General features: G+C 65.4%; 16 protein-coding genes. 5 read left to right on the forward strand and 11 right to left on the reverse strand.

Annotation, left to right across the window (positions count from 1 at the left end; all coding sequences use genetic code 11):
- Positions 1-62 precede the first annotated feature (62 nt).
- Positions 63-1,313, forward strand: a complete 1,251-nt coding sequence (locus tag ACIA76_RS09280; protein ID WP_397150311.1) for an MFS transporter — start codon at positions 63-65, stop codon at positions 1,311-1,313.
- On the opposite strand, the gene ACIA76_RS09285 is transcribed toward ACIA76_RS09280, so the two are convergent.
- Entirely contained in the window at positions 1,285-1,881 is a 597-nt protein-coding gene (locus ACIA76_RS09285) for a TetR/AcrR family transcriptional regulator C-terminal domain-containing protein (RefSeq protein ID WP_397150313.1), read from the reverse strand. The two genes, ACIA76_RS09280 and ACIA76_RS09285, sit on opposite strands and share 29 nt — an antisense overlap.
- Before the next feature lie 85 nt (positions 1,882-1,966).
- Between ACIA76_RS09285 and ACIA76_RS09290 the strand changes: the two genes are divergently transcribed.
- Positions 1,967-2,887 carry a PDR/VanB family oxidoreductase gene (locus ACIA76_RS09290; protein ID WP_397150315.1) on the forward strand — a complete coding sequence of 307 codons (921 nt, stop codon included), beginning with the start codon at positions 1,967-1,969 and terminating at the stop codon, positions 2,885-2,887.
- Positions 2,888-2,897: 10 nt separating this feature from the next.
- On the forward strand, positions 2,898-3,548 hold the full coding sequence (locus ACIA76_RS09295) for an MSMEG_1061 family FMN-dependent PPOX-type flavoprotein (protein WP_397150317.1): 651 nt from the start codon (positions 2,898-2,900) through the stop codon (positions 3,546-3,548).
- 4 nt (positions 3,549-3,552) lie between these two features.
- On the opposite strand, the gene ACIA76_RS09300 is transcribed toward ACIA76_RS09295, so the two are convergent.
- Complete coding sequence (locus ACIA76_RS09300) at positions 3,553-4,005, reverse strand: MarR family winged helix-turn-helix transcriptional regulator (protein ID WP_397150319.1); 453 nt, start codon at positions 4,003-4,005, stop codon at positions 3,553-3,555.
- 96 nt (positions 4,006-4,101) lie between these two features.
- On the opposite strand from ACIA76_RS09300, the gene ACIA76_RS09305 reads away from it, so the two are divergent.
- Entirely contained in the window at positions 4,102-5,340 is a 1,239-nt protein-coding gene (locus tag ACIA76_RS09305; RefSeq protein WP_397150321.1) for an alpha/beta hydrolase, read from the forward strand.
- A gap of 19 nt (positions 5,341-5,359) precedes the next feature.
- Here ACIA76_RS09305 and ACIA76_RS09310 read toward each other — a convergent pair whose 3' ends face one another.
- From ACIA76_RS09310 to ACIA76_RS09340, 7 genes are all read right to left on the reverse strand, one after another.
- Positions 5,360-6,586 (reverse strand): cytochrome P450, encoded by a 1,227-nt coding sequence (locus ACIA76_RS09310; RefSeq protein ID WP_397150323.1) that lies wholly within the window; start codon positions 6,584-6,586, stop codon positions 5,360-5,362.
- A gap of 171 nt (positions 6,587-6,757) precedes the next feature.
- Entirely contained in the window at positions 6,758-7,633 is an 876-nt protein-coding gene (locus tag ACIA76_RS09315) for an SMI1/KNR4 family protein (protein WP_397150325.1), read from the reverse strand.
- A gap of 113 nt (positions 7,634-7,746) precedes the next feature.
- On the reverse strand, positions 7,747-8,217 hold the full coding sequence (locus ACIA76_RS09320) for a hypothetical protein (protein ID WP_397150327.1): 471 nt from the start codon (positions 8,215-8,217) through the stop codon (positions 7,747-7,749).
- A 51-nt stretch (positions 8,218-8,268) separates the two neighbouring features.
- A complete protein-coding gene (locus ACIA76_RS09325; protein WP_397150329.1) occupies positions 8,269-8,859 on the reverse strand; it encodes a hypothetical protein in 591 nt (196 codons plus the stop codon).
- Positions 8,859-10,157 (reverse strand): WXG100 family type VII secretion target, encoded by a 1,299-nt coding sequence (locus tag ACIA76_RS09330; RefSeq protein ID WP_397150331.1) that lies wholly within the window; start codon positions 10,155-10,157, stop codon positions 8,859-8,861. Before ACIA76_RS09330 ends, ACIA76_RS09325 begins: the two co-directional genes overlap by 1 nt.
- Before the next feature lie 12 nt (positions 10,158-10,169).
- Positions 10,170-10,472: a DUF6317 family protein gene (locus tag ACIA76_RS09335; protein WP_397150333.1), complete on the reverse strand. Its 303-nt coding sequence runs from the start codon at positions 10,470-10,472 to the stop codon at positions 10,170-10,172.
- The gene (locus tag ACIA76_RS09340; RefSeq protein ID WP_397150335.1) at positions 10,469-10,870 is read right to left on the reverse strand and encodes an SAV_915 family protein; all 402 of its coding nucleotides are present in this window, start codon (positions 10,868-10,870) and stop codon (positions 10,469-10,471) included. The genes ACIA76_RS09335 and ACIA76_RS09340 overlap by 4 nt, the downstream gene beginning before the upstream one ends.
- A 175-nt stretch (positions 10,871-11,045) precedes the next feature.
- Between ACIA76_RS09340 and ACIA76_RS09345 the strand changes: the two genes are divergently transcribed.
- Positions 11,046-11,930, forward strand: a complete 885-nt coding sequence (locus ACIA76_RS09345) for a helix-turn-helix domain-containing protein (RefSeq protein ID WP_397150337.1) — start codon at positions 11,046-11,048, stop codon at positions 11,928-11,930.
- 52 nt (positions 11,931-11,982) lie between these two features.
- Here the strand turns inward: ACIA76_RS09345 and ACIA76_RS09350 are convergent, their stop codons facing one another.
- Both ACIA76_RS09350 and ACIA76_RS09355 read right to left on the reverse strand, forming a co-directional pair.
- Entirely contained in the window at positions 11,983-12,183 is a 201-nt protein-coding gene (locus ACIA76_RS09350) for a hypothetical protein (RefSeq protein WP_397150339.1), read from the reverse strand.
- A 107-nt stretch (positions 12,184-12,290) separates the two neighbouring features.
- Entirely contained in the window at positions 12,291-13,595 is a 1,305-nt protein-coding gene (locus ACIA76_RS09355) for a D-alanyl-D-alanine carboxypeptidase family protein (RefSeq protein WP_397150341.1), read from the reverse strand.
- Positions 13,596-13,736 lie beyond the last annotated feature (141 nt).

A 13,736-nucleotide genomic window follows, 5' to 3' on the forward strand; every position in this document is an offset into this window, starting at 1 on the left:
CGAATCGCTACCCCCAATCATTTGATTGGGGGTAGCGTGGGCACGAGCGAGAGGGGGAAGGCATGGGCTGGAACACGATTCGGGTGCTGCGGGATCGCAATGCGGGTCTGTACCTGAGTGGGGTGATCGTCTCCGGTTTCGGTAACTCCGCGATGTCGCTGGCGGCGGGGATCTGGATCAAGACGCTGACCGGGTCCAACGGTCTCGCCGCGCTCGTCGGCTTTTGTCTGTGGTTGCCCACCTTTGCCGGACCCGCGATCGGGCCGATGACCGATCGGCTGCGGCGACGTCCCCTGCTGGTGGTTACCAATCTGGCCCTGGCCGCCGTCACGGCCGTGTTGCTTCTCGTGCGCTCCCGCGAGGATGTGTGGCTGCTGTTCGTTGTGCTCACCGTGGTGGGGGCGGGCGGTGTGCTCACCGGTGCGGCCGAGGTGGCGTTGGTGGCCGCCGCGGTTCCGGGTGAGTTGCGCGGTGACTTCAACGGTTTGGTGCGCACCGCGATCGAGAGTATGAAACTGCTTGCGCCCCTGGGGGGAGCGGGCTTGTTCACCGTCTGTGGTGGGTCGATGGTGGCTGCGTTGGACGCGATCACCTTCGTCGTGGCAGCCGCTGCCTTCGGGAGGATCCGGGTGCGTGAGCCCGCTGTCGCTGTTCGGTCCGGGCGGAAGTGGATCGCCGAGATCGCCGAGGGTTCTCGCTATCTGTGGCGGCATACGGTGCTGCGCGCGTTGGTGCTGACGGGCGGGGTCGCCATGGTGCTGTCGAGTCTGAGCAGTACGGCCACGTACGCGATGCTCGATATCGGGTTACACCGATCCCCGGCCTTCGCGGGCGTTCTCACTCCGATCCAGGGGCTCGGATCGGTTGTCGGTGGCTTGGCGGCCGGTGCGCTGATGCGCCGCATGGGGGAGCGCAGGTTCGCGGCAATCGGGTTGTTGCTCTTCGCCTTCGGCGTGCTTGCCCGCGCGACTCCCTGGCTTCCCGTGGTGCTGGGTGGCAGCCTGGCGATCGGTCTGGGGTTGCCCTGTCCGCTGATCGCGGCGCTGACCGCGGTGCAGCGAGATACGCCGGGCGAATTGCTGGGCAGGGTTGCGGCGACCGCCAATACGCTGATCTTCGCGCCTACCGGTCTCGCGTTGCTGCTGGGGACGGGAATGGTTGCTGGACTGGACTATCGGGTGCAGATCCTTGTCGCCGGTGCGATAGGCGTGGTCGTGGCCGCGTTGCTCGCCACCACCGGCCGTGCCGTTCGGTCGACTCCGCCGGTCGATGCCGACAGGCCGATCAGCGGATCTTGGCGGGCAGGCCGGTGAGCATCATGGTCAGGCCGAACTCGAAGCGTTCGTCGAAGTCGGTCGGGTGGTGGTACGGCAATGTGGCGGCCATCGATGGGTAGCGGGCCGGGTCGGCGGCGGCCGTCATCGCTGATGTGTCCGCCTCGGGGGCGGCCTGTTCCTCCTGGACCAGGCCGAAGATGTAGTAACCGATTGTCCAGGTGATCCAGGCGGCTTCCTTCGGTGGGTAGCCTGCCTGGAGGAAGGCGCCCACCATCTTGTCGCCGAAAGCGAGTGTGTGGGAGCCGATGACGTAGCGGCCGGCGACTACTCGGCCGCCGTCGCGGTGCGCGAGCATGGCGTGCCGGATGCGGTGCGCGAGCAGTCGGACGCGGTCGCGCCAATCGTCGGGCAGTGGCTCGTCCGCGCATCCGGCCAGGATTCGGTCGGACATCGCTTCCAGCAGTTGGGGTTTGCCCGATACGTGCCAGTAGACGGTGTTGAGTTGTACGCCCAGTCGCTCGGCGACCTTGCGCATGGTCAGTCCGTCCAGGCCGACCTCGTCGAGCAGTGCCAGTCCGGCCTCGACCACCCGGTCCCGATCCATCTGTGACTCCCATCACATTGTCTCTTGATCCTTGTTCAAGGATAGTCTAGGCAGATCCCTTGATCCTTGTTCAAGAGGTGGTGGAATGATGATCGCTCTCGTGCGGCAGTTGCGGCTGGAAGCGGACCGGGTGATGTCCGTGCGGTTGACCGACCCGGACGGGCGGCCGCTGCCGCCGTGGCGGCCCGGCGCACATGTCGGCATCGAGTTGCCGACCGGACTGACCAGGCAGTACTCGCTATGTGGGTCACCGGCCGACCGGGACGGCTACCGGATCGGCGTGTTGCGGGAGCGGCGCAGCCGGGGCGGCTCCGAATACGTGCACAGCTTCCTGCGACCCGGGCAGCGACTGCGAATTACCGAGCCGCGCAACAACTTTCCGCTCGTGGCCGCGGATCGCTACCTGTTCATCGCCGGTGGTATCGGCATCACGCCCATTCTGCCCATGATCGAGCAGGTCGGCGCCCGGCCGTGGCGGCTGGCCTACTGCGGTCGTTCCGTCGACTCGCTGGCATTTCTCGACGAGTTGACCACTCACAGTGGACATGTGGACGTCTTCGCCGATGGCAACCGGCTGGCGCTGACGGCGCTGCTCGCCGAGCCCCGGCCCGGCACCGCCGTGTACGCCTGCGGACCGGAGTCGCTGCTGGCCGGGGTCGAGGAGGCGATGACGGGATGGCCGACCGGATCGCTGCACCTGGAGCGGTTCGCCGCGCGCCCCAAGCCCGTGCTGCCCAATCACGAATTCGAGGTCGTCTGCGCCCGATCCGGCCGGACCGTCACCGTACCCGTCGACCGGTCCACGCTGGATGTCCTGCAGGACAACGGGATTCCCGTCGAGGGTTCGTGCCGGGAAGGCGTCTGCGGGACCTGCCAGGTGCGGGTGCTCGACGGGACACCCGACCATCGCGACGACATTCTGTCCGATGCCGAGCGAGTCGCCGGTGACCGCATGTTCGTATGCGTATCGCGCTGTGCCGGATCCCGGCTCGTGCTCGACGTGTGAGGAGGACGTCATGACCGCCGCCGACGATTACAAGCCCGTGGATATGGCCCGGATTCGGGAGATCATCGGATTCCCACCGGCGTTCATCGCCGATAAGAAGGTCGACCACATCACCGAGTTCGCGCACCGATTCATCGGGCACAGTACGTTTTTCGTGCTGGCCTCCGTCGGCGCCGACGGAGGTGTGGACGCCAGTCCCAAGGGCGACCCGCCCGGTTCGGTCAAGGTGCTCGACCCGTGGACGCTCGCCATTCCCGACCGGCCCGGCAATCGGGGCATCGACACCTTCATCAATCTGATGGACCGCCCCGGCGTCGGCCTGATCATGATGGTCCCCGGCCTGACGGAGACACTGCGGATCAACGGCGACGCCTTCGTCACCGACGACCCGGATCTGCTCGACCAACTCTGCGCGGGTGGTAAACCCGCCGTGCTGGCCACGGTCGTCCGGGTCCGGGAGGTCTACTTCCAATGCGGTAAGGCCCTCATTCGATCCCATATGTGGGATCCCGATCTGTCGCTGGCCGACGCCGTGCTCACCGGCGGTGATTACTACACCCTGGCGATCGCCGATATGGGCAGCAAAATGGCCCGGACCGGCCTGACCCCCACCGCCCTGGCCGAGATCGCCGCCCATGAATACCGCACCGGCCTGTTCTGATCCGTCAGAGCCGGTCGTAGATGGTGACCAGGCGTTGTAGCACCTCGCCGGCAGATCGAAGTGCGGCGATGTCCTGATCGGCCAGTCCGTCCTGCAGGGCGTCGGACATCGCGGCCGAGCGCTCGCGGTGGCGCGTCCGTCCGGCGTCGGTGAGGGAGACCACGACCGATCGCTTGTTCTGCGCCGGGCGTTCGCGAGTGACATATCCGGCCGCTACCAGGCCGTTGACCAGTTGAGTGGTTGCGGCGCCGGTGGTCTCGGTACCCGCGGCCAGTTGTCCGATCGAGAGCGGGCCCTGGTCGGCCAGGACGCGGAGCGCGCGGGCGTGGGTGAGGGACAGGGCGTCGGGGGAGCGGGTGGCGCGACCGCGTAGTCGCGAGTCGGCGGCGCTGAGTCGATATGCGGCACGGGCGATCTGGTCGAGCGCCGCCTCTCGGGCGTCCGTCGGTTGTGTCATGGGCGGAACCTCTCGTCCGATCGTGCGGGGTTGACAATCACCTTAGCCTAAGTACTTAATAGATAAGTACTTAGCAATTATGAAAGGACTTCCACCATGACCGCACGTTCGACCGGTCAGAGCTGGGCCCTCGATATCGCCCTCGCCCAGGGTGGTTTCGACGCCCTGCATCCCGAGGCCAAGGGCACGATGGAGCAGCTCGGCCACGACCGCACCGACTTCGCCAAGGTCTTCGATCTGGTCAAGAGCGGGGCAATGCTGCCCAAGGCGTGGGCCACCGTCGCCGGACAGGCCGAGGATCGCGCCGCCCACCATGAACGAAACGGGTTCGCGCGCACCGCGGCCGATCTCTACACCCGGGCCGCGGTCATGTGGGGCCGCGCGCAGTACTCGATCTTCGAGGCCGCCGATGCGCGCAAGATCGCCTTCCGGGAACGCGCCGACCACTGCGTCGAGCGGCTGGGCGCCCTGCGCGGCGGACTCGTTCGGCGGGTGGTCCTCGACTTCGAGGGCAAGCAGCTCTTCGCACTGCTGCATCTGCCGCCCGGTCGGGTGCGCAACGCGTCGGCGGTGATCCTGGGTCCCGGCATGGACATGATCAAGGAGGACTACATCGCCGCCGCCGAGCGCTATTACACCGCACACGGCATCGTCGCGCTCTCCATCGAGGGCCCGGGTCAGGGCGAAAGCCGGGCCAGCGGTCTGACGATCGATCTCACCAACTACGACCGTGCCCTGAGCCGCTACCTCGACTACCTCACCGAACTGCCCGAGGTGGATCCACATCGGATCGGCATGTTCGGGATCAGCATGAGCGGCTATTGGGGTTCGCGCGCGGCCGCGATCGATCGCCGGATTGCCGCACTGGCCGCATTCGAGGCGCCCACCGGCGATTTCCGGACCATCTTCGAGCGTGCGCAGCCCACCTTCAAGAACAACTACATGTATATGGCCGGTTATTCGGATGAAGACGCCTTCGACCGCGAACTGGTCAGCCGGATGCCGCTCGGCAACCTCGTCGCCGACATCACCTGTCCGGTCCTGTACGGCATCGGCGAATTCGACGAGCTGACCCCGCTCGAACAGGCCCTCGCCAGTTACGAGCGCATCACCGCGCCGAAGGAGATGCGGGTCTACGAGGACGAATTCCATCCGCTGGGCGGGGTCGCAGCGGAGGTCTTCCGCTTCGGCGCCGAATGGCTCGAGCGGGCGTTGGCCGGTGAACTCGCCGAGTCGGGACGTGATGTGCGGCACTATGTTCGGCGCGACGGCCGCACCATCGATGGAACCGCCCACCCCGAATGGTGGCTGGGCGCAGTACCGTTCGGGATCTGACCAGCAACCGGCTGATCGGTCACGACCCGCTGGACAAGATCATCGGAAGTGATCGGTAGCCGCGGAAGAAGTTGGATTCCAGGTAGGTCGGCTGCCCGCTCAGCTCCGCCGAACCGACGAGTTCGAGAAGTGCGCGGACGATGGAGCCGACCTCGAGGCGGGCCAGGAAGGCCGCGACGCAGTAATGGGATCCCAGGCCGAAGCTGATGTGCCGGTTCGGTTTACGGGTGAAGTCCAGGACGTCGGGGTGGTCGAAGATCTCCTCGTCGCGATTGGCGGAGCGGAGCCATAGGGTGACGAATTCGCCTGTCCGCATGGGGATTCCGCCGATCTCGAGATCCTCGGTGACCTCGCGCATCACATGGTTGACCGGACAGCCCAGGCGCAGGATCTCTTCCGTCGCGGTATCCGGATCGGTACCTCCCGCGCGCAACAGGTCCCAGGCCGCGGGGTCGGTGACCAGGGTGAGTGCGGCGGCGCTGGAGGTGTGCCGGGCGGTCTCATTACCGCCCGCGATGAGGTCGTGGCAGTTCATGACGGCGATCTCGCGACTCATCGGTTCGCCGAACATGGTGGCGTTGGCCAGCACGGTCGCGACGTCATCGCCTGGGGTGCGGCGTTTTTCGGCCAGCAGCTGCTGGCAATAGACGAACAGCTCGGTATGCGCCGCGATCTGTGTGTCGGCGGTCGCGTAGCCGGAGCCGCTGAATGCCGCCTGAGTCCATTGCTTGACCTCGGCCCGGTCCTGTTCGGGTACGCCGAGGAGTTCACATGTGACAATCGCCGGGAGTGGTGCGGCGACCTTCTCGACGAAATCGATCTCCCCCTGATCCACTACGGAGCCGACGAGGTCGCGGGCGATTCGCAAGGTGCTGTCGGTGAGTGTGCGCAGCAGCTTGGGGGTGAACGACGTGTGGATCGCTTTACGCATCTCCGTATGCACCGGATCGTCGGTGACCAGCAGGGATTTGCCGCCCGCTGTGGCGCCTGCCTCGACGTCGGTCGGCTTCTCGCCCAGGTGCATTCCCTTTTGCGAGGAGAATGCATGACTATTGCGGTGCACTTCCTGGATGTGCCGGTAGCGGGTGATCACCCAATGGTCGCGCAACCCGCCCGATCGGACGGGAACGTCGAGCGCGCGGAGTCGCTTCCAGATCTGTTCCGGTCGATCGTCGGCGTACAGGCGGGCGTCGGACAGATCGATATTCGCCAGATCCGCGGGGAGTTCGACGGTGTCGCTGCACATGGCGTGCCTTTCGATTCGAGCGTCCCGGCCATTTCGGGTGCGTGGCAATGATTTACAGCGATATTCCTGATCACCAGCTGACGCTACGCCGCGGCTGGACGGTCGGCGATCGAGCCGCAGATATGTGTCATGGGTGGGACGGCCGGGCGGCATGGGTGCGACGGCCGTATGTCAGTCCCATGACCAGGAGTCGATGCGCCAGACGGTGTTCTCCTCGACGACTCCGACGACGATGGCATCCGGAGTACCGGCAACACCCGACCCGAAGGTTATCGGGGCGCGCAGGGAATGCGGCGGCGGGCCCCAGAGGTCGAATTCGGTTCTGTGGTGATCGATCTCGGGAGTTGTGCCGAACCACAGCACCGCTCTACGCAATTCGGTGAGCCCGGCTTGACCGGGGTGTCGGTCGAATTCATGACGCCATCGATTCGACAAGGTATGGCGAACCACGGTCCGGTTTTGTATCAAGACCCCCTGCAGCAGACGACCCAGTTGGAAGAGCACGCGGGCGCGATCGCGTCGAGCGGGATCGACCGCATCGTTGTCATCGTCGAGTCGTTCGGCTCGGTCGACCAGGCGAGCCAGCGCCGCGGTGATATCGCCGAGGATATTGGGCTCGTAGCGGCAATCGGCGACATCCCCGGGCGGGGCGTCGGGGTCGGAGATCGAGAAGTTGCATACCAGCAGGCTCGACCCTTCGGTCTCACCGATCAGCACATGGGTCCGGTCCGCGGGCGGCGGATGGAATATCGGGTCGATCTTCTCCCCGTCTCGCATCTCGAATGTCGGCGGATATTCGAAGTATTCGATCTCGAGTTGGTCGGTCGGTTGCAGCCATCGCGGCGAAGCTCCGAGCTCGTCGGCCGAATACAGGAAGGCTTCTCCCATCCCCTCGATGCCGCTGCAGATCGACATGAATTCTCGATACTGGGCATCGAAGCGAACGCCGAGCCGCAACTCCGCCGCCATGAGCTCGGCGTGCGATGCCGGCGGACCCGGGGTCGCTCCCAGGGCCACAGCCCGAGCGACAAGATCACGAAGCGCCACGAAATGGACGCTATCAGGACGTTTGCCTATCCTGTGGGAACGGCAACCCGGCCGATCCGTGTTGCCTTGCTACGGAAATCGTCCTGCGGCATCGGCCATGCGAATCCCAGCCGTCAGTGGTTTCCCAGGCCGGACGCCAGGCCCCAATCGGTGACATCGGCAGCCTTGGTCAGCAGGGTGAGGCGTTGGGCCGAGACGTCCCAGGGTGTTTCAGTCGGCTCGAGGGTGAGGAGCACGATGATCTTCTCGTCGTGGGCTCCGACGGTGCCGGTGGTGTGCATGGCGCGCTTGCGGAGGTTGATCTCCGGCTGGGTGGCCGCGATTTCCCGGGCGGGGGACCACTTCTCGCGGATGCCGTCCTCGCCGAGGACGAGAGGGCCGGTGGCGGTCGCGGTGAATGCGTCCTCGGGGATCGGTGGTTTCGGATTTCCGGGCAGGCATGCCTTATCAGGTTCGGGTCCGTCGCCGAATCCGGACCAGCCCTGTTTGACGGCACTGCGGCCGTTCGGCACGGCCCGCGTGATACCGAAGGATTGGTCGAAGCCGTCCTGACCGCATGTGGTCGACTCATACAGATTGCTCATGATGAAATCGCGGACCGCGGGATCGGCTTTGTCCATACGGCAGACGGATACCTAACGTCGCCTGAACTGTTTGGGTCGCTGGTCATTCGGGATCTCCGGGTGCGCGTCATACCATTTCCAGGCTTCCTGAACAGCTTTCAGCTCGTCCTCGTTGAGGTATCGGCCGAATGCGATGAGGACCATGACGACCATCCAGCCGACGACAAATACCGACCCGATCACGACGAACGCACCTGCCACCACCGACCCGCCGAGCGCAGAGACTCCGAGACCGAGGCCGCCGGTTCCGCCGCTCCGCGATGCGGAAGGTTTATGTGCCTCGGCAAGGGATATGGGCACGCCACTCTTCATCGACTTCCGATATCTCGTAAAGGCGCGTAGTCCTGTGAAAAGGTTCCAGGACAGGGCCAGGGATAATGCGGTGAGGCAGAAGACTCTGAACCCAGAATCCGTCTCAGTGGCGGCCACATAGAATATCGTTGCCGCGAACCAGATTGTAAATGCAAACCCCAGGAGTATGAAGAAGGCGGCAAATGCCCGTTTTCGCCAGTACGCGAACCTGCGTTTGTGCCAAGTCTTCCCAAGTCCGCGTACCTCACGGATCGGCGGACGCTCATAAGCGGAGAGTTCGGGCACAGTCATCAGAATATCTTGTGCCACAAGCTGGTTCCCGCGTTCCAGGCGCTTTTCCCGAGATCGACGATGTCGTCCCCGGTGTTGGAAAACGTGTTTGCGGTGCCGTATTTCAGCCCGCCCCACACTCCACGGTCGTGGATATCCTCGCTCCAATGTTCGTGAAAGCCTTCGTAGACGGCATCGCCGACGCCGACGACCATGCCACCTGCTACCAATGCTGTACCCCACACCGGTGCGCCTGCCATGGCGGCGGCCATACCCGCCCCCGCCGCCAACCCCGCCCCCGCCGCGGCATAGTCCTGAGCACGGGCTTTCCCTGCGCTCTGGCCCTTTTGGATGTCGTCTCGGGCTTGGAATTCGGCGACTACACCGGATGCCGCGACATCGACGATGGGGATGTCCGCGAGGAAACCGAGGCCCTTGGGCGCGAGCTTCGACAGTTCCGGTGCGAGTTTGCCCATGTCGGCGAGTTTGGTGTTCAGCGGGTTCGACAGGGGGAGTTCGCTCTTACCCGCCTCGGCGGCGGCGAGTTTGGTCTCCAGGCGGTGGAGGTCGTTGACCGCTTCGATGTGGCCGAAGCGGGCGGGGTGATCGATCGGCATCGACTTGCCTTCGGCGTGGTGCTTGTCGAATGCCGCTCGCCAATCCTGTACCGCCTTGTGCAGGGCGGTCTCTGCGTTCTTGATCTTGTCCGGTAGTTCCTTGCCCCACTGGGAGTTCTTCTCGTTCGGTACCGCGTACAGGCCGCGCAGATAGTCGGCGAGGGTGATGCGTTTGTCCCAGCTGAAAGCGCTGTCGGTCGTCGGCCGGATGGGCTCGATGGCCTCGGCGATGGTCTTGGCCGCGTTGAGCCGATAACCGCGGGCGAGGTCGATCGCCGAGGCGTAGGTGGCCGTGTAATCCTGTTGTGCCTGTCGCGCCTGCTGCGCCTCGGGGGAGTCGGGGTCACCGGAAATGACCAGCGGCAACGGTTTACCGTCGTCGCCGATCTGCGCGCCCTGAGCCTTGGCCGCGTGGGCGGCGTTGTACAGATCGGCCTCGATCTGCTGCAGCGTATCTCCCACGTCACCGAGCGTCTGTCCGATGCTCGCGACCGTCGTGGCCAATGCGCCCACCTGGATGGAGGTCGATGTCCAGGCTTTGCGAAACGCGTCGGCCGCCTGGCCTTTCCAGCTGGCGTCCCCGGCGACCTTGTCGACTCGGGAGCCGAGCGCGGCCACGACATCGTGGGTGGTTTCGGGTGCGCTCTTCATGGCCGTGCCCATGTTTTGGAGCCCAGCGAGGTCTCCGCCGATCCAGCTCATCAGTGCCCCCGCTCAATCCAGGTTCTTGGTCAGATCGTCGTACAGCTGGCGATTGTCGATATCGTGGCGCGCATAGGAGTCGCGTGCGTAGGCCAACTTCTGCGAATGCGTCTGGATCGTGCGGACCATCTGGTGATGCAGGATCTGCAGCAGGTCCATGGCGCCGCGCATCGCCTCGTCCAGGGCGGCCTCGCCGGAATCCACCGGTGGCGGTAGGAACTTCGGCACCATGCCCTCATAGGCCTTGGATTCGTCGTCGAAGGTCTGTGCCATCGCTGTGAGATCGTCCAGGACGACCTGAAACCAGTCGCTCACGGTCGGTACTCCTCCAATGCGTGCAGCCGTTGATCAGTCCACTGGGGGCTGCATACCTTTTCCGCGGGATCGAGCACGATCGCGATGGCGGTCGTGCCGAGCAGTGTCGGCAGTTCGGCGGTCGGTGTCATGACCCATGGCTGATATCGGCCCAGGCGTTCGATCAGCCGCTCGACCGTGGAGAACACGATCGCCACCGGCTCACCCATCACCCGAGAGCTGAGTTCGATACATATCCCTCCGCCATCCGCACGCGGACGGGCGGGGATCACCACGACGGGTGGCAGTACCACTCCGATCAGGGTTGGTTCGGCCGGAGCGGGCGGCGACTGCGGAGCATCGTCGTCGTAGTAATCGTCAGGGGCATCGTCGTACAGCCCGTAGATATCTCTCGGCAAGTCAGCCCCCTTCGTATGTCCGGATCGATCTACCTCAGTTGGACGCACTGTCTGCCGGGTTGGTTCCCTCGAGTCGGAGATCATTTCGCGAAGTCGGTTGTGGGGTCGTCGGGGGAGATCTACCGTACGAGGCAGCTCGGCGTGGATCCTGGAAAACCCTGACGGGAGGCGGGTTATGGGCGAGGGTAATTCGATCCTGGCGCGGCGGCGGCTGGGGAAGTACCTGAGGGACGGGCGGGTGGGGGCGGGGCTCACATTGCAGCAGACCGGCGCCTCGATTCGGCGCAGTGCGAGCACCGTGCAGCGGCTCGAGAAGGGGTTGCCGGCGCAGGTTCGGGATGCGGAGATCGAGGCGTTGTGCCGGATCTACGAATTCGACGCCGATAAGACGGCGGTGGTGCTGGCGCTGGCCGCGGAGAGTGACGAGATCGACTGGTGGTCGGAGTATCAGGATCTGATGTCACGGACCGTCGCGACATTCGTCGCATGCGAAGCCACCGCGAGTGAGATAACAAGTTACGAAGGGCAACTCGTGCCCGGGCTGCTGCAGACCCCGGCCTATGCCTTGACACTCGTGCGGACCGCATGTCCGGATGAGAGCGTCGAGACGCACGAGCGCCGGATACGACTGCGGAAGCGTCGGCAGACGTGCCTCATTCGCGACGACGACCCCGTGATGTTCGATGTCCTCATCCACGAGTCGATCGTCCGGAGCTGGGTGGGCGGTCCCGTGGTCATGGCCGAGCAGTGTCAACACCTGGCGGATATGAGCATTCGCTCCAATATCACCCTGCGCGTCCTCCCGTTCAGCGCGGGCTATCCGCTGGGCCGGGAGGACGGCCCCTTCGTGATCCTGGACTTCGACACCGATCTGCCGGGCCGCCCGACCGAAACCTCCCTCGTCTTCTACGAGACCTTCACCCGGGAGATGTGTCTGGCGGAACCGGCCCTCATCCGCAAACAACGCGAGGCCTACGCCACGCTCCGGCGGCGGGCGCTGGATCCGGAGGCGACGCGGGAGCTGTTGCTGCAGGCGGCGGCGAGGTTCCGGGCGGAATGAACGAAAACCCTCGGGACACGAGTTCCCGAGGGGCGTTTCGTTCAATCGGATATCAGCGGTTGGTGTGGCTGTGCTGTCCGCCCTTGACCTTCGCCGCGGTCGGCTGGGCGGCGGCGCCCTTCTTCCCTGCCTCCGAGGGGTCGGCGCCGTTCTTCTCGCCGAAGCTGCCCGTGCTGGCCTGGCCGCCCTTGCGAGCCTGCTCCGCCGTATCGGAGCGGTTGCCGAATTGGCCGGGGTTGTTCCGGTCCGCCATTGTTGCTCCTCCTCTTATTCTGCGCTGGAGCCGTATGAGCGGCTCCCTCCCGAGGTGCCCGGGCAATCGCGGGTCAAACAAGGAGATTCGCGGCCGGGTGCCGATCGCTACCGCCGCGATCGTCCGGCGAGCGACCATCCGGCGATCACCAGCCCGATGACCAGCACCAACCCGCCGATGATCGTGATTGTGCCCCAGCTGTCGTGGTGGGATTCGCGGGGTTCGGTCGCGTCCGGGGTGTCGTGCGGGGGCGGGGAGGCAAGCGCTACACCGGAATTCGCCGACGTGCCGGTAGCGCTCGGCAGCGTGCCGACGCTCGCGTCGAGGGGGAGGGCGAAGCCGTAGTCGAGCAGCCGGGCCGCCTGCTCCGGCGGGCGGATCGGCAGCACATCGCCCTTCAGCAACGTCACGACCAGGCGGTGCCCGTTGCGCTCGGCGGCGGTCACGAAGGTTTGCCGGGCGTCGTCCGTATAGCCGGTCTTACCGCCCAGATCACCGTCGTAATCGAACAGCAGACGGTTGTCGTTGGCGATGACGAAGCCGGGGCGATCAGTGTCGCCGGGGACTTGGGGATCGGCGGGGTAGCCGGGGAAGTCGACCTGCTGGGTATGGACGATCTCGGCGAAGGTGGGGATGGTCATCGCCTCGCGGAACAGCGCGGCCAGATCGTAGGCCGAAACGCTCATCCCCGGACCGTCCAGTCCGGACGGGGTCGCGGCGCGAGTATCCAAGGCGTGCAGGCGTTTCGCGAGATCGTTCATCTTGCCGATGGTGGCCTGTTCGCCGCCGAGCTGGGTCGCGATGGCGTGCGCGGCGTCGTTGCCCGAGCACATGAGCAGCGCCTGCATCAGCTGCTTGTTGGAATAGTGGCCGCCGGGTCCGATGCCGACGCGGGTGCCGTCGGCATTGGCGTCGTCCTGGGTGGCGGTCACGACCTTGTTCAGGTCGAGGCTGCGCAGCGCGACCGTGGCCAGCAGCACCTTGATCGTCGAGGCGGGACGGTAGCGGCCGTGCGGATCCTTGGCCGCGAGCACGCGGCCGGTATCCAGATCCGCGATCGTCCATGCGGTGGCGGAGATATCGGCCGGAACCGGCGGCGCCTTATCGGGGAGGACCAGACCGCAATCGCCGAGTTCGGCGCCGCCGATCGGGGATGAGGGCACCGGCAGCGGAGCGGGTGCGACCGCGCCGGGTTCGGGCACCTCGGAGGTGTCGATCGGCGGGGGCGGATTCGTCTTGTTCGGACAGGAGTCGGTGTCCGGGGTGGTGAACGGCGTCGGCGTGTCCGGCGCCGGCGCGGCGAGTGCCGCGGGCGACAGCGTCAGCGCAGAGGCGCCGATGAGGCCGGCTGCCAGCGCGGCGGCCGCGAGGGATCTGGGGCGGCGATCGCGCCGGGTCATGCGGGTGCTCATCGCTTTGGAGCTTAGGGCGAAACGGGCGCGACTCCGAGCCGTGACGACGACACCGCGGGTGTTGACAGCAACTACTAAATGAGAGTTACTATCAAACAGGAGTCTATGGCAAATAGATCCTTATCTCATGAGGTGCTGGAA

It is taken from the genome of Nocardia sp. NPDC051570, assembly GCF_044454005.1.
In the GTDB taxonomy this organism is placed as follows: domain Bacteria; phylum Actinomycetota; class Actinomycetes; order Mycobacteriales; family Mycobacteriaceae; genus Nocardia.